An 18,276-nucleotide genomic window follows, 5' to 3' on the forward strand; every position below is an offset into this window, starting at 1 on the left:
GGCCCCCGATTGTCGGTGGCGTGGGCGAGACTTGCTCCGTGGCACCCACTGACGACACCGGGCACCTCGCCCAGCAGGCCTCTCCGTTCGGTACGACGCCCCCGACCCGGCCCCCGGCCGACGGGGGCGCCGCGCGGCCGGGCGCCCGCATGCCGCGCTGGCTGCCGCGCGCCATGGTGCTCGCCCTCGCGCTCGTCGGTGCCTTCCAGCTCGGCAGCTGGGCCTTCCACCAGCTCACCGGGCTGCTGGTCAACATCCTGATCGCGTTCTTCCTGGCGCTGGCCATCGAGCCCGCGGTGAGCTGGATGGCCGCCCGCGGGATGCGCCGGGGCCTGGCCACCGCGCTGATGTTCCTCGCCGTGATGGTGGTCTCCGCCGGGTTCGTCATCCTGCTCGGCTCGATGCTCGCGGGCCAGATCATCACCATGGTCGAGGGCTTCCCGGACTACCTCGACTCCGTCATCAACTGGATCAACACCCACTTCCAGACCGATCTGAAGCGGGTGGACATCCAGGAGGGCCTGCTGCGCTCCGACTGGCTGCGCAACTACGTGCAGAACAGCGCCACCGGCGTCCTCGATGTGTCCGCGCAGGTCATCGGCGGTCTCTTCCAGCTGCTGACGATCACGCTGTTCTCGTTCTACTTCGCCGCGGACGGCCCGCGACTGCGCCGCGCCCTGTGCTCCGTCCTGCCGCCCGCCAAGCAGGCCGAGGTGCTGCGCGCGTGGGAGATCGCCGTGAACAAGACCGGCGGCTATCTGTACTCCCGCGGACTGATGGCGCTGATCTCCGGGATAGCCCACTACATCCTGCTCCAGTCCCTGGACGTGCCGTACGCGCCCGTGCTCGCCGTCTGGGTGGGCCTGGTCTCGCAGTTCATCCCCACCATCGGCACGTATCTCGCGGGCGCCCTGCCCATGCTGATCGCCTTCACGGTCGATCCCTGGTACGCGCTGTGGGTGCTGATCTTCGTGGTGGTGTACCAGCAGTTCGAGAACTATGTGCTCCAGCCCAAGCTGACCGCGAAGACCGTCGACGTGCATCCCGCGGTCGCCTTCGGTTCCGTGATCGCCGGTACCGCGCTCCTGGGCGCGGTGGGCGCGCTGATCGCGATCCCGGCGGTCGCCACCCTTCAGGCGTTCCTGGGCGCGTATGTGAAGCGGTACGACGTCACCGACGACCCCCGGGTGCACGGCCACCGGAGCCGGGGGCCGGGACCGGGCCTGATCGCCCGCGTGCGGCGGGCCTGGGCGCGGCAGGAGGACGCTCCCGGCGACGGTTCCCCGGACCAGGCGCCGGGTTCCGACGAGGGCTGACCCCTCAGCGCAGGTCCAGCCGCATCAGGATCCGCGGATGCCCCGCCAGCACCGAGGTGGTGTCGGCGACGTGCACGAACCCGGCGCGCTCGAAGTTCTTGCGCAGCCCCGCGTACGCCATCGTCAGATCGACCCTTGCCTCGCCGTTGTCGAGCGGGTACGCCTCCACGACCGGGGCGCCGTGCGCGCGGGCGAACTCCACGGCGCCCTCGATGAGGGCGTGCGAGATGCCCTGCTTGCGGTGGCCGGGGCGGACCCGGACGCACCACAGCGACCAGACCGGCAGATCGTCGACGTGCGGGATCTTGCGGTTGCGGGCGAAGGAGGTCTCCGCGCGCGGGGCCACCGCGGCCCAGCCGACCGGCTCGTCACCGTCGTAGGCGAGCACCCCGGGAGGCGGCTCGGCCCGGCACAGCTCGGCGACGTACTCGCCGCGGGCGGGGCCGCGCAGCTCGTTGTTGAGCTTGGAGGGGATCCGGTAGCTCAGGCAGAAGCAGACGCTTGCGGTGGGCGACTTCGGCCCGATCACGGCCCGGACGTCCTCGTAGACCGACGCTGGGCGAACCTCGATGGTCATGGCTGCACGATAGAGCCGTCATCCGCCCCGGGCGCACCCCGCGTGGTGCGCTTGACACGAAAATCGAACATCCATTCTCATGGAAGCGCCGACGGGCCTCTCGGCGGGTGTTTTGTGGCGATTTCGATGGAGAAGCACCCGAGTTATCCACAGGCTGGACGGGCGTCGGGGCGCATTGTCAGTGGCAGGCGTTAGCGTCTTTGACGTGAAGCGATCGACTCAAGCAAATCGGGTGGAACCCATGGCAGGAACCGACCGCGAGAAGGCCCTGGATGCCGCACTCGCACAGATTGAACGGCAATTCGGCAAGGGCGCGGTCATGCGCATGGGCGAGCGGTCGATGGAGCCCATCGAGGTCATCCCGACCGGATCGACCGCGCTCGACGTGGCCCTCGGCGTCGGCGGCCTGCCGCGCGGCCGCGTCGTCGAGATCTACGGACCGGAGTCCTCCGGTAAGACGACCCTGACCCTGCACGCGGTGGCGAACGCGCAGAAGGCCGGCGGCCAGGTGGCCTTCGTGGACGCGGAGCACGCCCTGGACCCCGAGTACGCCAAGAAGCTCGGCGTCGACATCGACAACCTCATCCTGTCCCAGCCGGACAACGGCGAGCAGGCCCTGGAGATCGTGGACATGCTGGTCCGCTCCGGCGCCCTCGACCTCATCGTCATCGACTCCGTCGCCGCGCTCGTCCCGCGCGCGGAGATCGAGGGCGAGATGGGCGACAGCCACGTCGGTCTCCAGGCCCGTCTGATGAGCCAGGCGCTGCGGAAGATCACCAGCGCGCTCAACCAGTCGAAGACCACCGCGATCTTCATCAACCAGCTGCGCGAGAAGATCGGCGTGATGTTCGGCTCCCCGGAGACCACGACCGGTGGCCGGGCGCTGAAGTTCTACGCATCGGTGCGAATCGACATCCGGCGTATCGAGACCCTGAAGGACGGCACCGAGGCGGTCGGCAACCGCACCCGCTGCAAGGTCGTCAAGAACAAGGTCGCACCGCCCTTCAAGCAGGCCGAGTTCGACATCCTCTATGGCCAGGGCATCAGCCGCGAGGGCGGCCTGATCGACATGGGCGTGGAGCACGGCTTCGTGCGCAAGGCCGGCGCCTGGTACACGTACGAGGGCGACCAGCTCGGCCAGGGCAAGGAGAACGCGCGCAACTTCCTGAAGGACAACCCCGACCTGGCCAACGAGATCGAGAAGAAGATCAAGGAGAAGCTGGGCGTCGGCGTGCGTCCCGAGCAGCCCGCGGCCGAGGCGGGCACGGACGCCGCGGGTGCCGCCGCCGCGGACGACGCCAAGACGGTGCCCGCTCCGGCCGTGGCCAAGGCCACCAAGACCAAGGCCGCCGCAGCCAAGAGCTGACCCCGTGACACGACGAACCGACTGGGCCGAGTACGCCTGCCCCGACCCGCCGGGGGAGCGGGACGGGAGAGGCGTCACGGGCCCCGCGGGGGGCGAGGACTGCGACGCGTACGGCGGTGACGGGCCGTACGGCGATGAGCTCGTCGGCGGCTCGCGCCGGAGAGCCGGCGGGGCTCGTGGCGCGGGCGGCGCCCGGGGGCGTCGTCGGCGCGGTCGCGAAGAGCCGTCCGGTGAGGACGGAGGTACCTCTGCCTCGTCGAGGGCCGAGCAGGGGGAGCCCCCGGGGGACCCGGTGGAGCGGGCACGGGCGATCTGCCTGCGCCTGCTCACCGGGACTCCGCGCACCCGCAAGCAGCTCGCCGACGCCCTGCGCAAGCGGGAGATCCCGGACGAGGCCGCGGAGGAGGTGCTGTCGCGGTTCGAGGAGGTCGGGCTGATCGACGACAGCGCGTTCGCGGACGCCTGGGTGGAGTCCCGGCACCACGGGCGGGGACTGGCCCGGCGGGCGCTCGCCCAGGAGCTGCGCACCAAGGGCGTCGACTCCTCGCTCATCGACGCGGCCGTCGGCCGGCTCGACTCCGAGCAGGAGGAGGCGACCGCGCGTGAACTCGTGGACCGCAAGCTGCGGTCCACCCGGGGCCTCGACCGCGACAAGCGCCTGCGCCGTCTCGCCGGGATGCTCGCCCGGAAGGGATATCCCGAGGGGATGGCCCTGCGGGTGGTCCGGCAGGCGTTGGAAGCGGAGGGGGAGGACACGGAGTTCATGGTGGGCGAGGGGTACTGAGGCGCGGGGCCGGGCGGCTCCGACGTATGCATACGTCGCAGCCTTACCTTGCGCGCCCAGGAGGGACGACCGGGCTCTCGGGGGCTGTACGGTCTGCCGACGTCGCGCGGATGTTCGGGCCCGGATGGGGCTCAAGTCTGTGGCCCCACCGACGAGTTGACCCCGACGCAGCCCGCGCGGGGCCGTCCTCCGTGCGCTCCGAAAGGCAGCCCGCCATGCCTCGCTCCGTCCGCCGCCGAAGAACGCTCACCGTGTCCCTGCTCGGCGGCAGCCTGATCCTCAGTGGCTGCGGGATGCTGCGGCCCGAGACCGCGGACCGGGACGACGGCCCGCTCACCCTCGGGTTCGTCAACGGCGGCACCTCGCCGTTCCACACCTGTCTGGAGGCGGCCGTCGACGACACGGCCCGGAACAACCTCGCCGAACTCCACATCGCCAACTCCCGCCAGGACGCGGCGACCGAACTGGCCAACATCGAGGACATGATCGCCCGCCAGGTGGACGCGATCATCGTGCAGACGGTGGACGTGGACGCGCTCCGGGACGACATCGCCAAGGCCAGGAGCGCCGACGTCCCGGTCTTTCTGACCTCGGTCGTTCCCGAGGACACGGCGGACCTCCTCGGCGCGGTCGTCGTCGACCTCGAACATGTGGGCCGACTGGACGCCGGCTGGATCGAGAAGGACGCCGCGGGAAAGGAGGTCCAGGTCGGGATCGTCGCGGGGGCGCCGGGAGCCGCCTCGGATCTGCTGGTCGGCGGCTTCGAGTCCGCGCTCCCCGCCGGCGCGGAGGTGGTCGCGAACCAGCCCGGCATGTTCGACCCGGGCAAGGCCAGGAAGGTCGCCGAGCAGATGATCCAGGACCACCCGGACCTCGACTACGCCTTCGTCGCCAACGAGGAGATGGCGTTCGCCGTCCGTGAGGCCTTCGACTCGGCCGGCGCCGACACCGTCAGGATCGTCACGGTCAACGGCACGGACGAGGGCCTGGCCGCCCTCAAGGACGGCCGCTTCGCCGCGACCGTCGCCAACTCGGCCGCGGACACCGGCGAACTCGCGGTGACCAACACCATCGGCCTGCTGAGGGACTGGGACGCCGACCGCATCGCCCACACCCCGGTCCGGCTGGTCACCAAGAGCAACGCGGACACGGCACCGCTCTACTGCCCGCCGAACGCCGGGTGACTCAGCCGCGCCGCGACGGAAGCCAGCGCTCCACCCCGGTGATCAGCGCCCCACCCCGGTGACCGGCAGCCCGGCCGCCCGCCAGGCCTGGAACCCGCCGGCCAGATCGGTCGCCCGGCGCAGCCCCAGCCGGTGCAGCGACTCCGCCGCCAGGCTCGACGCGTACCCCTCGTTGCAGAAGACCACCACCCGCAGGTCATGGCTGCCCGCCTCGGGCACGCGATGACTGCCCCGTGGGTCCAGGCGCCACTCCAGCTCGTTCCGCTCGATCACCAGCGCGCCGGGCACCAGCCCGTCCCGCTCCCGCAGGGCCGCGTACCGGATGTCCACCAGCAGCGCCTCACCGGCCTGGGCGGCGTCGTAGGCCTCGCGAGGGGGGACGCGTACGTAGGTCGCGCGGACCCGCTCCAGCAACTCGTCGATGCCGACGGGCCGTTCGCCCCGGCCGCTCACTGCCAGTCCTCGGGGCGCTCGACCTGCTCCAGGCGCAGCACGGGCCCGCTGCGGCTGTAGCGGCGGATCCGGGGCAGCGGCGGATAGTAGGCGTGGACGGAGATCGCGTGGCGGTCCGGGGACTCGTTGAGGACCTCGTGGACATGGTGGTGGCCGAAGGAGCGGCCCTTGCCGGCCGGCAGTCTGCGCTCCCGGTCCACGTCCTCGCTGAGTTCCAGGGTCCTCCAGCCGTCCGTGGGCAGCCGGGCGGTGAGCGAGTTCTCCCTCAGCTCACCGGCCGCCGTCAGGAACGCGCCGACCGAGTCCGCGTGATCGTGCCAGCCGGTGCCCGAGCCGGGCGGCCAGCCGATCAGCCAGGCCTCACTCCCGGCGGGCCCCTCCAGACGCACCCACGTGCGGCCCTCGGGGTCGAGCGGCAGCGAGGCGATCAGCTCGGCGTCGGCGGCGGTGCGACGTACGAAATCGAGGAGGTCCGCCTGTGTGGGAGCGGTGGCGGTGGACACGGAAGGGGAGGGGGAGACAGACACTTCGACCGTCCTGATGAGGGTTCGCGGGGTGCGCGCGACGGCACGTCGGTGGTGCGCGCGAAGGAGGAGAGATGCGAATTCAGCAGGACCGGGTACACATGCAGCCCGCGTAGCGGACGAGGTCCACATGGACCTTCCGCCACAGGTGCACACAGGTGTCCGTCACGATGCGGAGTACACCATGGGCGTGTGGGCCGGTCAACTCGTCGTCAGCATGTGGACGGTGGGCGCCCTGGTGACGCCCACCCCGACCGGGCCGGGCCGCTCAGCGCGTCCCCGCCGTCGCCTCCGCCCCCGACTCCACCGGCCCGCCCAGCGTCGCCTCCGCGGCCGCGTACAGATCGGCCGGGCGCACCCCGCTCAGCGCCGTGACCAGGTGACCGTCGGGGCGGATCAGCAGGACCGAGTGCGCGGCGGCCCCCGGGTAGCTCTCGGCGACCAGCAGCTCCGCCGGATGCGGCAGGGCCGCCACGGCCGCCGCGAGCCGGGGCATGATCCCGGCGGTCACCCAGTGCTTGCGGTCCCACACGCCCGTGCCCGGCGCGATCAGCAGCACCAGCAGCGCGCCCCGGCCCAGCCGGTCCCGCAGCCGGACGAACGAGCCGTCCTCCGCGGTCACCCGCACATCGACGACCGGCGCGCCCACCGCCGTCTCCAGGGACACCTCGCCCTCCAGATGCCGGGGCGCGAGCGGCGAATCGGCGTACGCCCCCGGCGCACCGAGCGCCCCGCGCCCCAGATGGCCCTCGGTGAGCAGCGCGTCATGGCCCCGGGCCGAGCCGGGCACGTACGCCCGCAGCCCGCCACCGCCGCGCACCAGCGGCAGCGCCTGGTCGGCAGCGCGCAGCCGGGCGGCGACGATCGCGCGCCGCTCCGTCTGGTAGCTGTCGAGCAGCGCCTCGCGCGGCCCGTGATGCCAGGCCAGCGCCAGCTTCCAGGCGAGGTTGTCGGCGTCCCTGAGCCCCTCGTCGAGCCCCTGGGTGCCGAGCGCCCCGAGCAAGTGCGCCGCGTCCCCGGCGAGGAACACCCGCCCGGCCCGCCAGCGCCGCGCCAGCCGGTGGTGCACGGTGTGGACCCCGGTGTCGAGGAGCTCGTACGGCGGTGTCGGGCCGCCCGTCCAGCCCGCGAGGGTCTCCCGGACACGGGACACCAGCAGCTCGGGCGTGACCAGGTCCTTGCCCGGCGGGAGCAGCCAGTCCAGCCGCCAGGCGCCGTCCGGCAGCGGGCGCGCGGTGACCTCACCGGCCGACGGGCCCGAGGTCCGCCAGGGCGGCATCCGGTGCAGCAACGCCTCGTCGGGCCAGGGGAGTTCGGTGCGCAGCGCGGCGACCGCGTGCCGTTCGACCGCCGTCCGGCCGGGGAAGCGGATGTCCTGGAGCTTGCGGACCGTGGAGCGGGGGCCGTCGCAGCCCACCAGGTAACTGCCACGCCACCAGGTGCCCTTGGGGCCTCTGGTGTGCGCGGTGACGCCCGCGGGCTCCTGCTCGATGCCGTCGAGGCGGCTGTCCACGGCGATCCGCACCAGCCGCTCGCCCGCGAGCGCCGCGCGCAGGGCGCCGGTCAGGACGTGCTGGGCGAGGTGCACGGGGGCGGCCGAACCCTCGCCGGCCGCCGGGTCGACGAAGGACACCTGACGCATCACCTGCCTGCGCCGCATCGACCGCCATCCGGCCCAGCGGCAGCCCGCCTCGGCGACCGGCAGCCCGGTGAGCCGCTCCAGCAGGGCGGCGGTGTCCTCGCGCAGGACGACGGTGCGCGCGAGACGGGGTTCGTCCTTGCCGAGCCCCTCGTCGAGGACGACGGACGGCACCTCCTGACGCGCCAGCGCAAGGGCGAGCGTGAGCCCGACGGGCCCCGCTCCGACGATGATCACCGGGTCCACGGCGTGGTGCCCCCTGCCCGCAGCGGTGCCCCGAGGGACGTGTGTGAACAGGAGGTTGGAGCAGGGTGCACGATCACAGAACGTATGCAACCCATTGCCGGTGCTTGCGTCAAGTGACCGAAGGCAGTGGCGATCATGCCACTGCCTCCGTGTCGTTCACGCCATGCTTCGCGTGTTGCTCAGGTCACTTGACCGGGCGTCAGTTCTTCGGTGGATGGGTGAAGCCACTGATGCCGCCGATGCCTCCGCCCTCGCCGCCGGTGCCGAAGGAACCGCCGATCGCCGCCGGGTTGATCTCCTCCATGTCCTCGGCGCCGAGCACCGCGCCGGTGCTGCGCTTGCTGCGCCGCAGCCGGCCCTCCAGCCAGCTCGCGAAGCTCGTCAGGATGAAGTTGACGACGATGTAGATGACCGCCACGACGATGAAGCTGGGGATGACGTTGGCGTAGTTGGCCGCGAGCGTGCCGCGGGCGTTCAGCAGGTCGGTGAAGCCGAGCATCACGCCGCCGAGCGCGGTGTCCTTCACGATGACCACCAGCTGGCTGACGATCGCCGGGAGCATCGCCGTGACCGCCTGCGGCAGCAGGACGCTGGTCATCGTCTGGCCCTTGCGCAGACCGATCGCCTTGGCGGCCTCCGTCTGGCCCCGGGGCAGGGCGAGGATGCCCGCGCGGACGATCTCGGCGAGGACCGAGGCGTTGTAGAGCACCAGACCGGTGATGACCGCGTACAGGGGCCGGTCCGCGCTGGTGACGTCCGTGGAGCGGGCGTAGAACTCGTTGGCGAACAGCATCAGCAGCAGCACCGGGATGGCGCGGAAGAACTCGACCACGACGCCGGCCGGGATGCGGACCCAGCGATGGTCGGACATCCGGGCGATGCCGAAGAAGGCGCCCAGCGGCAGCGCGATGACCATGGCCAGCGCGGCGGCCTTCAGGGTGTCGGCGAGGCCGGGCAGCAGATACGTCGTCCAGGCCTCGGACTCGGTGAAGAACGGCTCCCACAGGGCCCACTTCAGCTGGCCCTTGTCGTCCATCACCGTCCAGACCCACCACGCCACCAGCGCCAGCAGGACGAAGAAGACGATCGAGAAGATCACATTGCGCCGCTTGGCCTTCGGGCCGGGGGCGTCGTACAGAACCGAGGTCACCGCTTCACCGCCAGTCGCTTGCTCAGCCAGCCGAGGAACAGGCCGGTGGGCAGGGTCAGTACCACGAAACCGAAGGCGAAGATCGCGCCGATGAGCAGCGTCTGGGCCTCGTTCTCGATCATTTCCTTCATCAGCAGGGCCGCCTCGGCCACGCCGATCGTGGCCGCCACCGTGGTGTTCTTGGTGAGGGCGATCAGGACGTTGGCGAGCGGGCCGATGACCGAGCGGAACGCCTGCGGCAGGACGATCAGCCGGAGCACCTGGCTGAAGCTCAGCCCGATGGCGCGGGCCGCCTCGGCCTGGCCCACGGGCACGGTGTTGATGCCGGAGCGCAGCGCCTCGCACACGAAGGCGGCCGTGTAGGCGACCAGACCGAGGATCGCGAGCCGGAAGCCCTGGGCCTCGAAGTCGTCGGGCGCGCCCATCGTCATGCCGAAGATGTCGGCGAGGCCGAGCGAGGTGAAGACGATGATGACGGTCAGGGGGATGTTCCGGACGATGTTCACATAGGCGGTGCCGAAACCGCGCATCAGCGGAACGGGGCTGACCCGCATGGCCGCCAGCAGGGTTCCCCAGACCAGGGAACCGATGCCCGAGAAGATGGTGAGCTGGATCGTCACCCAGAAGGCGCCCAGCAGACTCGGGTCGTCATAGTCAGAAAGAAAGTCGAACACGATCTCCCGCGCTTCCGGGTGGGTGGCGTACGTGACGTACGGGGCGGTCGTGTCGGGCCGCCGCCGCACTGACGTGCCGCGCCGCCGCCGTGAGGGTCAGGCCGACGGCGGCGGCGCGGCTGCGGAAGTCCGCGTTACTGAACGATGGTCCCGATCTTCGGGGCCTGCTCGTTCTTGTAGTCGGCCGGGCCGAAGTTCTCCTTGACGGCCGTCTCCCAGGCGCCGTCGCTGACCATCTTCTCCAGCGCGTCGTTGATCTTGTTGACGGTCTCGGTGTCGCCCTTCTTGACGCCGACGCCGTAGTTCTCGTTGCTCAGCTTCAGGCCCGCGAGCTTGAACTGGCCCTTGTACTGGTCCTGCGCGGCGAAGCCCGCGAGGATCGAGTCGTCGGTGGTGACCGCGTCGACGGCACCGCTCTGCAGACCGGCGATGCACTCCGAGTACGTGCCGTACTCCTTGAGCTGGGCGTCGGGGGCGATCTCGTCCTTGACGTTCTGCGCCGAGGTCGAGCCGGTGACCGAGCAGAGCTTCTTGCCGTTGAGGTCGGTGCCCTCGGCGATGTCCGAGTCAGCCTTGACCAGCAGGTCCTGGTGGGCCAGCAGGTACGGGCCGGCGAAGTCGACCTTCTCCTTGCGCTCGTCGGTGATGGAGTAGGTGGCGGCGATGAAGTCGACGTCGCCACGGGCGAGCGCGTTCTCGCGGTCGGCGCTCTTGGTCTCGATGAACTCGATCTGGTTGGGCTCGTAGCCGAGTTCGCCCGCCACGAAGGTGGCTACGTCGACGTCGAAGCCGGAGAAGGAACCGTCGGGCTCCTTCAGGCCGAGGCCGGGCTGGTCGTACTTGATGCCGACCTTGATCTTGTCGCCGCCGCTGGAACCCGAGTCGGCGCTGTCGCTGTCGTCGTCGCCGCCACAGGCCGTGGCGGTCAGGGAGAGGACGAACGCGGCGGCGGCCGCGGCGGTGACCTTGCGGAGCTTCATGGTGAACATCCTTTGTCTGGTGAAGAGAGGCGAGCCGTCAGTGCGGGTGACGCAGGGTCGTCGAGGACGTCGATGCGCCGTCAGTGGTGCAGGATCTTGGACAGGAAGTCCTTGGCACGGTCGCTGCGCGGGTTGCTGAAGAACTGGTCCGGCACAGCCTCTTCGACGATTCGACCGTCCGCCATGAACACCACTCGATTGGCGGCCGAACGAGCGAAGCCCATCTCGTGGGTGACGACGATCATGGTCATGCCGTCACGGGCGAGCTGCTGCATGACCTCCAGCACCTCGTTGATCATCTCCGGGTCGAGGGCCGAGGTCGGCTCGTCGAAGAGCATGACCTTCGGCTCCATCGCGAGGGCGCGTGCGATGGCCACGCGCTGCTGCTGGCCGCCGGAGAGCTGGGCGGGGTACTTGTCCGCCTGGTTGGCCACACCCACCCGGTCGAGCAGCTTGCGGGCCTTCTCCTCGGCCTTCTTCTTCTCGGTCTTGCGGACCTTGACCTGGCCCAGCATGACGTTCTCGAGCACGGTCTTGTGCGCGAAGAGATTGAACGACTGGAAGACCATGCCGACGTCGGCACGGAGCCGGGCCAGCTCCTTGCCCTCGTCGGGCAGCGGTTTGCCGTCGAGGACGATCGTCCCCGAGTCGATCGTCTCCAGGCGGTTGATGGCGCGGCACAGGGTGGACTTGCCGGACCCGGAGGGTCCGATGACCACGACGACTTCGCCGCGGGCGATCGTCAGGTCGATGTCCTGGAGCACGTGCAACGCGCCGAAATGCTTGTTGACACTCTTCAGGACGACCAGGTCGCCGGTCGCGGCCACATCTTCCTTGGCCACCGATACTTCGGTCATCGCTCTCAGGCTCCGTCCTCCTCGGTTTCGGAGGACACTAATAACCGTATCCGACCTGCGTCATTAGTCCTGAGGGGAATTTGAGCATCACGATCCGGTAGCAATCAGACACGTGTCGTAGCACTTGCGACCTGGGCGCGTACCGGGTGGATAACGACAAGCCCCGCGCAACCGGAACCCACTTGACGGCGTCAGCATCAATCAGCGTGACTGCCATGTGCACGCGCGCGCGTGCCGAGTCATGTCCGGATCATGCTCGGTGATCAACCCGTACGGCCGATGAACAGGAGGGGGACGGGATGAGACTGCTCCTCGTCGAGGACGACAACCATGTCGCCGCCGCCCTGTCCGCGGTTCTGGCGCGGCACGGCTTCGACGTCACCCATGCCCGCAGTGGCGAGGAGGCGCTCCAGGCGCTGGTCCCGGAGGGCGCCGGATTCGGTGTCGTCCTGCTCGACCTCGGCCTGCCCGACCAGGACGGCTACGAGGTCTGCGGCAAGATCCGCAAGCGCACCAGCACCCCCGTGATCATGGTGACCGCCCGCTCCGACGTGCGCTCCCGCATCCACGGCCTCAACCTCGGCGCCGACGACTATGTCGTCAAGCCGTACGACACCGGCGAACTGCTCGCCCGGATCCACGCCGTCAGCCGGCGCAGCGTCCACGAGGACCCGGCGGCCGCGGCGGACACCGTGCTGCGGCTGGGCTCGGTGCACATCGAGCTGCCGACCCGGCAGGTCAGAGTGGACGGCTCGGTCGTCCAACTGACCCGCAAGGAGTTCGACCTGCTGGCGCTGCTCGCCCAGCGGCCGGGTGTGGTCTTCCGGCGGGAGCAGATCATCAGCGAGGTGTGGCGGACCAGCTGGGAGGGGACCGGACGCACCCTGGAGGTCCATGTCGCCTCCCTGCGCGCCAAGCTGCGGATGCCGGCCCTGATCGAGACCGTGCGCGGCGTCGGCTACCGGCTCGTCGCCCCGGCCGCCTAGCGGGTACGGGTGCGCACTCGACTCCTCCCGCTGCTCATCGTCCTGATGGCGGCCGTACTGCTGGCGCTCGGGGTGCCGCTCGCCGTGAGCCTGGCCGCCGCCCAGCAGCAGAAGGTGGTCGTCGACCGGATCGACGACACCGCGTATTTCGCGGCGATCACCCGCTCCGTGATGGACACCTCCCAGGGGCACCGCGACGAGGGCCGCAACCTCAGCCATGCCCTGGAGAGCTACTACGGCGTCTACGGCATCCGCGCAGGCGTCTTCCTGCCCGGGGACACCCCGCTGGCCAACGCGCCGGAGACCTGGTTCCTGCCCGAGACGGGCGAGGTGCGCGAGGCCTTCGAGGAGGCGCTGCTCAGCCGGCGCAGCCACGACCCGGAGCAGGTGTGGCCGTGGCAGCGGGGCCGTCTCGTCGTCGCCTCACCGGTCGTCCGGGACGGCGATGTCGTCGCGGTCGTCGTCACCGACTCGCCCACCGGGGAGATGCGCTCGCGGATCCTGCACGGCTGGCTGGTCATCGCCGCAGGCGAGTTCGCCGCGATGCTGCTGGCCGTCGGCGCGGCCCTCCGGCTCACCGGCTGGGTGCTGCGGCCCGTGCGCGTCCTGGACGCCACCACCCACGCGATCGCGAGCGGTCGTCTGAAGTCCAGGGTCGCGGCGGCCGGCGGACCGCCGGAACTACGGCGCCTGGCCCGGTCGTTCAACGAGATGGCGGACAACGTCGAGGACGTGCTGGAGCAGCAGCGCGCCTTCGTCGCCGACGCCTCGCACCAGCTGCGCAACCCCCTGTCCGCGCTGCTGCTGCGGATCGAGCTGCTCGCCCTCGAACTGCCCGAGGGCAATGAGGAGATCGCCTCGGTGCAGGCCGAGGGCAAACGCCTCGCCCAGGTGCTGGACGATCTGCTCGACCTGGCGCTCGCCGAGCACACCGCGGCCGAGCTCCGGCTCATCGACATCGGCGAGCTGGCCGCGGAACGGGTCGCCGCCTGGTCGCCCACGGCCGAGGCCAAGGGCGTGACGCTGGTCGGGGAGTGCCCGGCGACGACCGCGTGGGTCGACCCGGTGGCGCTGTCGTCCGCGCTGGACGCGGTGATCGACAACGCCGTGAAGTTCACGCCCGAGGACCAGCGCGTGGAGGTGACCGTCGCCTCCAACGGCGACACCGCCACCGTCGTCGTCACCGACCTCGGTCCCGGACTGACCGACGAGGAGCTCGTCCGTATCGGCGACCGCTTCTGGCGCAGCGGCCACCACCAGAACATCAAGGGCTCCGGCCTCGGCCTGTCCATCTCCCGGGCCCTGCTCTCGGCGGGCGGTGGGACCATCGCGTACGCCCGTCATGAACCGCACGGACTGAAGGTGACGGTACGGGTGCCGCGGGGCGGGTCGGCGGCGTGAACAGCCCGAGCGACGCCGCTACGGCTTGACCGAGCGGTAGTAGCGCCGGGCTCCCTCGTGCAGCGGGAGCGGGTCGGTGTAGATCGCGGTGCGTACGTCGACCAGCTGGGCGGAGTGGACGTGCGCGCCGATGCCGTCGCGGCTGTCCAGCACGGTCCGTGTCAGCCACTCGGTGAGCCGGGGATCCAGGTCCTTGCGGGTCACCAGCACGTTGGCCACCGCCATCGTCGCCACCGTGGAGCCGTTCTGGATGGTCCGGTAGGCCGACTCCGGCATGTTGGTGGCCCGGTAGTAGCGGGTGGCGCCGCCCTGGGCGTGCACCTTGGCGACCAGGTCCTCGTCCAGCGGCACGAACCGGAAGGTGGAGGTCTCCGCGATCTCGGTCAGCCCGCGCGTGGGCAGCCCGCCGGACCAGAAGAACGCGTCGAGGCCGTGCCCCAGCAGGCCGGGCCCGGTGTCGATGCCGTCCGAGCGGGGCGTGATGTCCTCCTCCGGGTCGATGCCGGCCGCCTCCAGCACCCGGGTGGCGATCAGCCGTACGCCCGAGTCGGGCAGCCCTATGGCGACCCGCTTGCCGCGCAGGTCCTCGACGGAGTCGATGTCGGAGTCCGGCGGCACGACGAGCTGCACATAGTCGTCGTACAGCCGCGCCACACCGCGCAGCCGGGCGGCGCCGGGACCGTCGGCGAGTTCGTAGGTCTCCACCGCGTCGGCGGCGGCGATGGTGAAGTCGGCCTCGCCGGTCGCCACCCGCTGCACGTTCTGCTGCGATCCGGCGCTGGTCTGGAGCTCCACCTTCAGGTCGGGCATGTCCCTGGCGAGCTCGGCACGCAGCCGCTCGCCGTACTCGTGGTAGACGCCCGCCTGGGTGCCCGTGCTGAAGGTGATCGTCCCGCTCGGCGGCTCCTCGCCCAGGGGCAGCAGCCACCACAGCAGCAGCCCGAGGGCGACGAAGGCGGCGCCCGCGCCCTGGAGGGCCCGGCGCCTGCCGATAGGGGGCAACAGCGTGGACATGCGGGCGATCCTGCCAGGCGGTACGCCCCGCTGACCAGGGGCGGCGGCCCGCAGGACGGCCGATAGGGTCGCCGTATGAGCTCCTCGCCCGCCGATCTGGTCCGTGCCTTCCACCACGCCTTCGGGCTCGACGCCCGCAGTACCCCGACCGAGATCCCGCCGGAAGTGGCCGCGCACCGGGGCGAGTTGCTCGCGGAGGAGGCGGCGGAGGTCGCCGAGGTCGCCGTGGCCGGACCGCTCGACAGACTGGCGCACGAACTGGCGGACGTGGTGTACGTCGCTTACGGCACCGCCCTCGTCCACGGGATCGACCTCGACGCGGTGATCGCCGAGGTGCACCGCTCCAACATGACCAAGCTGGGGCCCGACGGACACGTGGCCCGCCGGGCCGACGGCAAGGTCCTCAAGGGCGAGCACTACCGGGCCCCGGACGTGGCGGAGGTGCTGCGGCGGCAGGGCTGGGGCGAGAGTTCTTGAAGGCTCCTGCGCCCTGCAAAGACGTCCGCTAAAGGGGCGCCGCCTCCTCCGCGGCCTCCCGTGGCTCCACCTTCCGCCGTTCCGTCCACCACGTCGCCACCGGCTCCGTGAAGCGTGCGGTGAGGGGGCCGACGATGACGAGGATGAGGACGTAGGCGGTGGCGAGGGGGCCCAGGGACGACGGTTCGATGCCCGCGCTGACCGCCAGGCCCGCGATGACGATGGAGAACTCGCCGCGGGCCACCAGCGCCCCGCCCGCGCGCCAGCGGCCCTTCTCCGAGATACCGGCCCGCCGCGCCGCCCAGTACCCCGTGGCGATCTTCGTCCCGGCGGTGACGACCGCCAGCGCGAGCGCAAACCGTTCATCTATCCCGGGGCCGAGCGGGCGCTGGTGCGCTCGTACCTGGAGCGGCTGCACGGCGGTGACCGGCTGCCAGAGCGGCCGGTGACCGAGCGGGAGGAGGAGATCCTCAAGCTGGTCGCCGAGGGGCACACCTCGAAGGAGATCGGTGAGCTGCTCTTCATCAGCGCCAAGACGGTCGAGCGGCACCGGGCCAACCTGCTCCAGAAGCTGGGCGTGCGGGACCGGCTGGAGCTGACCCGGTACGCGATCCGCGCGGGGCTCATCGAGCCCTGATGCCAAGGTCTGGACTAGGGGCGGGCGCCGCGTCATCATGACGCTGCCATGACAACACGGACGAGCTTCCTCAGACGGATGAGCTTCCTCAAGGCGGCCCTGGTCGCCGTACTCCTCCTGGTCCCCCTGACGTCCGTCCCCGCGCGGGCGGCCGAGGAGGCGGCGGACTGGACGGGCCCGCTCAGCACCCGGGGCCGCTGGATCGTCGACGCCGACGGCGACCGGTTCAAGCTGCGCTCGGGCAACTGGCACGGCGCCAGCGGCACCTGGAACGGCTCGGGCAGCACCGAGGACGACGCCAACCATCACGCGGGCGAGAACTCCGGCCGTATCCCGCTCGGCCTGGACCGCGCGCCCATGGCCGAGATCATCGCCGGGTTCCACGAGATCGGCATCAACAGCATCCGGCTGCCCTTCTCCAACGAGATGATCCGCGACTCCCGCCCCGTCACGGACGACGCCGTGGCCGCCAACCCGTCCCTGCGCGGAAAGACCCCGCTCCAGGTCTACGACGTGGTCGTCCGCGAACTCACCGCCGCCGGCCTCGCCGTCATCCTCAACAACCACACCAACACCACCCGCTGGTGCTGCGGAGTCGACGGCAACGAACGCTGGAACACCGGCCAGTCCACCGCGGCCTGGGAGACCGACTGGCTCTTCATGGCGAACCGCTACAAGGACAACAAGCGGGTCGTCGGCGCCGACCTCTACAACGAGGTCCGCCGCAATGTCTGGGACGACCCCAACTGGGGCCTCGGCGACGACCACGACTGGTTCGCCGCCTCGCAGCGGGTCGCCGACCGCATCCTCACGGAGGCGAACCCGGACCTCCTGATCATCGTCGAGGGCATCAACTGGACCGGCATCCCCATCGACGGCTTCGCCCACGAACGCCCCACCCTGGAGCCGGTACGCCGCCTCTCGCACACCCTCGTCGACTCCGGCAAGCTCGTGTACTCCGCCCACTTCTACGACTACACGGGCCCCAACCACAGCGGCGCCACCGGCACCGGCGAGACCACCGACCCCCGCTATCGCGACCTGAGTCCGAGCGAACTGATCTCCGTCGTGAACCGCCAGGCCCTCTACGTCGCCTCCGAACCGGACCAGCACTTCACCGCTCCCGTCTGGATCAGCGAGTTCGGCGTCGGCGGCCGCGAGGAGACCGGCGCGAAACAGCGCGCCTGGTTCGAGAACTTCGTCGACCACCTCATCCGCATGGACGCGGACTTCGCGTACTGGCCCCTCGTCGGCTGGCACGAGGGCCGCAAGGGCAACGGCTGGGCGCTGCTGCACTGGGACGTGGCGGGCCACCGGATGGGCGTCCACGACGGCGACGACTGGAGGGCGGCCGCCTGGACCCGGCTGACGGCGGCCCAGGGGCGGACCGGACAGGTGGCGCCCGTGGCCGACTGGTCCATGCTGAGCCCCGACCACGGCGACTTCATCGCCTCCCGGTGGATGCGGGCGCGGCCCGACTGGGACTCCGGCGCCCGCAAGGCCGTCTGCCCGGACGGGCAGCGCCTGCTGGGCCTCAGCCGCACCGGGAACCGCGGGCTCTGCTCGGACGTTGGCCTGTCGTCGGGGCCGACAGGCGGGTACGAGGTGGTCGTCGACGAACGGCACGTCCGCCCCGGCCAGGACTGGGCGTCCGGCTACACCAAGCTCCAGTGCCCCGACGGCCATCTGCTCACCGGCTACAGCGTCCGCGGCTCGGCGGTCTCGGCCGCGCTGTGCTCGGCGGCCCCGGTCGGCGCCACCGGCGGCCGTACGGTCTGGTTCGACCGGGGCGACAACCGCGGGGCGTCGCCCAAGGGCGGGGACTTCGCGTCCGGCCACTACAAGGGGCAGTGCGCGGACGACGAGTACGCGGCCGGCATCGCGTACACGGGCCGGGTGGGCTCACGACGGACACCGGACGCGCTGTACTGCCGTCGGATGTGACGGGCGGACGGTCCCGGGTGAGCCTCCGGGGTACGGAGAAATCGGCGACCGGGAGGGGCGCTCCCGG

At 70.9% G+C, this 18,276-nt stretch carries 18 protein-coding genes and 2 pseudogenes; 9 read left to right on the forward strand and 11 right to left on the reverse strand.

The annotated features are described in order from the left end of the window. Positions 1–38: 38 nt before the first annotated feature. Complete coding sequence (locus STRCI_RS29750; protein ID WP_269662022.1) at positions 39–1,316, forward strand: AI-2E family transporter; 1,278 nt, start codon at positions 39–41, stop codon at positions 1,314–1,316. Between the two features lie 4 nt (positions 1,317–1,320). On the opposite strand, the gene STRCI_RS29755 is transcribed toward STRCI_RS29750, so the two are convergent. Further along, a complete protein-coding gene (locus STRCI_RS29755) occupies positions 1,321–1,893 on the reverse strand; it encodes a GNAT family N-acetyltransferase (protein WP_269662023.1) in 573 nt (190 codons plus the stop codon). A gap of 241 nt (positions 1,894–2,134) precedes the next feature. Between STRCI_RS29755 and recA the strand changes: the two genes are divergently transcribed. The 3 genes from recA (at position 2,135) to STRCI_RS29770 (ending at position 5,227) form a co-directional block, all read left to right on the forward strand. Next, positions 2,135–3,259, forward strand: a complete 1,125-nt coding sequence (recA, locus tag STRCI_RS29760) for a recombinase RecA (protein WP_269662024.1) — start codon at positions 2,135–2,137, stop codon at positions 3,257–3,259. Positions 3,260–3,263: 4 nt separating this feature from the next. Beyond that, positions 3,264–4,043, forward strand: coding sequence for a recombination regulator RecX (recX, locus tag STRCI_RS29765; protein WP_269662025.1), 780 nt, complete (start codon positions 3,264–3,266; stop codon positions 4,041–4,043). Between the two features lie 215 nt (positions 4,044–4,258). After that, positions 4,259–5,227, forward strand: a complete 969-nt coding sequence (locus STRCI_RS29770; protein ID WP_269662026.1) for a sugar ABC transporter substrate-binding protein — start codon at positions 4,259–4,261, stop codon at positions 5,225–5,227. Positions 5,228–5,269: 42 nt separating this feature from the next. Here STRCI_RS29770 and STRCI_RS29775 read toward each other — a convergent pair whose 3' ends face one another. From STRCI_RS29775 to STRCI_RS29805, 8 genes are all read right to left on the reverse strand, one after another. After that, positions 5,270–5,680 carry a rhodanese-like domain-containing protein gene (locus tag STRCI_RS29775; RefSeq protein ID WP_269662027.1) on the reverse strand — a complete coding sequence of 137 codons (411 nt, stop codon included), beginning with the start codon at positions 5,678–5,680 and terminating at the stop codon, positions 5,270–5,272. Beyond that, complete coding sequence (locus tag STRCI_RS29780) at positions 5,677–6,207, reverse strand: cupin domain-containing protein (RefSeq protein ID WP_269662028.1); 531 nt, start codon at positions 6,205–6,207, stop codon at positions 5,677–5,679. Before STRCI_RS29780 ends, STRCI_RS29775 begins: the two co-directional genes overlap by 4 nt. 79 nt (positions 6,208–6,286) lie before the next feature. After that, a complete protein-coding gene (locus tag STRCI_RS43585) occupies positions 6,287–6,373 on the reverse strand; it encodes a putative leader peptide (protein ID WP_351985706.1) in 87 nt (28 codons plus the stop codon). Between the two features lie 99 nt (positions 6,374–6,472). After that, positions 6,473–8,089 (reverse strand): FAD-dependent monooxygenase, encoded by a 1,617-nt coding sequence (locus STRCI_RS29785; RefSeq protein WP_269662029.1) that lies wholly within the window; start codon positions 8,087–8,089, stop codon positions 6,473–6,475. Between the two features lie 199 nt (positions 8,090–8,288). Continuing rightward, positions 8,289–9,239, reverse strand: coding sequence for an amino acid ABC transporter permease (locus STRCI_RS29790; RefSeq protein WP_269662030.1), 951 nt, complete (start codon positions 9,237–9,239; stop codon positions 8,289–8,291). After that, positions 9,236–9,913: an amino acid ABC transporter permease gene (locus STRCI_RS29795; protein ID WP_269664680.1), complete on the reverse strand. Its 678-nt coding sequence runs from the start codon at positions 9,911–9,913 to the stop codon at positions 9,236–9,238. The genes STRCI_RS29790 and STRCI_RS29795 overlap by 4 nt, the downstream gene beginning before the upstream one ends. Before the next feature lie 134 nt (positions 9,914–10,047). After that, positions 10,048–10,893 carry a glutamate ABC transporter substrate-binding protein gene (locus STRCI_RS29800; RefSeq protein ID WP_269662031.1) on the reverse strand — a complete coding sequence of 282 codons (846 nt, stop codon included), beginning with the start codon at positions 10,891–10,893 and terminating at the stop codon, positions 10,048–10,050. An 80-nt stretch (positions 10,894–10,973) separates the two neighbouring features. Then, complete coding sequence (locus STRCI_RS29805; protein ID WP_269662032.1) at positions 10,974–11,750, reverse strand: amino acid ABC transporter ATP-binding protein; 777 nt, start codon at positions 11,748–11,750, stop codon at positions 10,974–10,976. A 299-nt stretch (positions 11,751–12,049) separates the two neighbouring features. Between STRCI_RS29805 and STRCI_RS29810 the strand changes: the two genes are divergently transcribed. After that, on the forward strand, positions 12,050–12,736 hold the full coding sequence (locus STRCI_RS29810; RefSeq protein ID WP_269662033.1) for a response regulator transcription factor: 687 nt from the start codon (positions 12,050–12,052) through the stop codon (positions 12,734–12,736). A 9-nt stretch (positions 12,737–12,745) separates the two neighbouring features. Continuing rightward, the gene (locus STRCI_RS29815) at positions 12,746–14,137 is read left to right on the forward strand and encodes a sensor histidine kinase (protein ID WP_269662034.1); all 1,392 of its coding nucleotides are present in this window, start codon (positions 12,746–12,748) and stop codon (positions 14,135–14,137) included. A gap of 18 nt (positions 14,138–14,155) precedes the next feature. Here the strand turns inward: STRCI_RS29815 and STRCI_RS29820 are convergent, their stop codons facing one another. Then, entirely contained in the window at positions 14,156–15,151 is a 996-nt protein-coding gene (locus STRCI_RS29820; RefSeq protein WP_269662035.1) for a TAXI family TRAP transporter solute-binding subunit, read from the reverse strand. 75 nt (positions 15,152–15,226) lie between these two features. On the opposite strand from STRCI_RS29820, the gene STRCI_RS29825 reads away from it, so the two are divergent. Continuing rightward, on the forward strand, positions 15,227–15,628 hold the full coding sequence (locus STRCI_RS29825) for a pyrophosphohydrolase domain-containing protein (protein WP_269662036.1): 402 nt from the start codon (positions 15,227–15,229) through the stop codon (positions 15,626–15,628). Positions 15,629–15,656: 28 nt separating this feature from the next. On the opposite strand, the pseudogene STRCI_RS29830 reads toward STRCI_RS29825, so the two are convergent. Beyond that, positions 15,657–15,983 (reverse strand): annotated as a pseudogene (locus tag STRCI_RS29830) (cation:proton antiporter domain-containing protein); the annotation flags it as partial. Here STRCI_RS29830 and STRCI_RS29835 point away from each other — a divergent pair. After that, positions 15,984–16,265, forward strand: a pseudogene (locus STRCI_RS29835) (response regulator transcription factor); the annotation flags it as partial. A 78-nt stretch (positions 16,266–16,343) separates the two neighbouring features. Then, positions 16,344–18,209, forward strand: a complete 1,866-nt coding sequence (locus STRCI_RS29840; RefSeq protein ID WP_418953477.1) for a glycoside hydrolase family 5 protein — start codon at positions 16,344–16,346, stop codon at positions 18,207–18,209. Positions 18,210–18,276: the final 67 nt, after the last annotated feature.

Origin of the sequence: Streptomyces cinnabarinus (genome assembly GCF_027270315.1) — a bacterium.
Classification (GTDB): domain Bacteria; phylum Actinomycetota; class Actinomycetes; order Streptomycetales; family Streptomycetaceae; genus Streptomyces; species Streptomyces cinnabarinus.

Bases quoted from the DNA above. Each gene is read 5' to 3' on its own strand.
- STRCI_RS29800 (WP_269662031.1), bottom strand. From the start codon at position 10,893: ATGAAGCTCCGCAAGGTCACCGCCGCGGCCGCCGCCGCGTTCGTCCTC.
- STRCI_RS29770 (WP_269662026.1), top strand. From the start codon at position 4,259: ATGCCTCGCTCCGTCCGCCGCCGAAGAACGCTCACCGTGTCCCTGCTC.
- STRCI_RS29805 (WP_269662032.1), bottom strand. From the start codon at position 11,750: ATGACCGAAGTATCGGTGGCCAAGGAAGATGTGGCCGCGACCGGCGAC.
- recA (WP_269662024.1), top strand. From the start codon at position 2,135: ATGGCAGGAACCGACCGCGAGAAGGCCCTGGATGCCGCACTCGCACAG.
- STRCI_RS29810 (WP_269662033.1), top strand. From the start codon at position 12,050: ATGAGACTGCTCCTCGTCGAGGACGACAACCATGTCGCCGCCGCCCTG.
- STRCI_RS29825 (WP_269662036.1), top strand. From the start codon at position 15,227: ATGAGCTCCTCGCCCGCCGATCTGGTCCGTGCCTTCCACCACGCCTTC.
- STRCI_RS29840 (WP_418953477.1), top strand. From the start codon at position 16,344: ATGAGCTTCCTCAAGGCGGCCCTGGTCGCCGTACTCCTCCTGGTCCCC.
- STRCI_RS29820 (WP_269662035.1), bottom strand. From the start codon at position 15,151: ATGTCCACGCTGTTGCCCCCTATCGGCAGGCGCCGGGCCCTCCAGGGC.
- STRCI_RS29755 (WP_269662023.1), bottom strand. From the start codon at position 1,893: ATGACCATCGAGGTTCGCCCAGCGTCGGTCTACGAGGACGTCCGGGCC.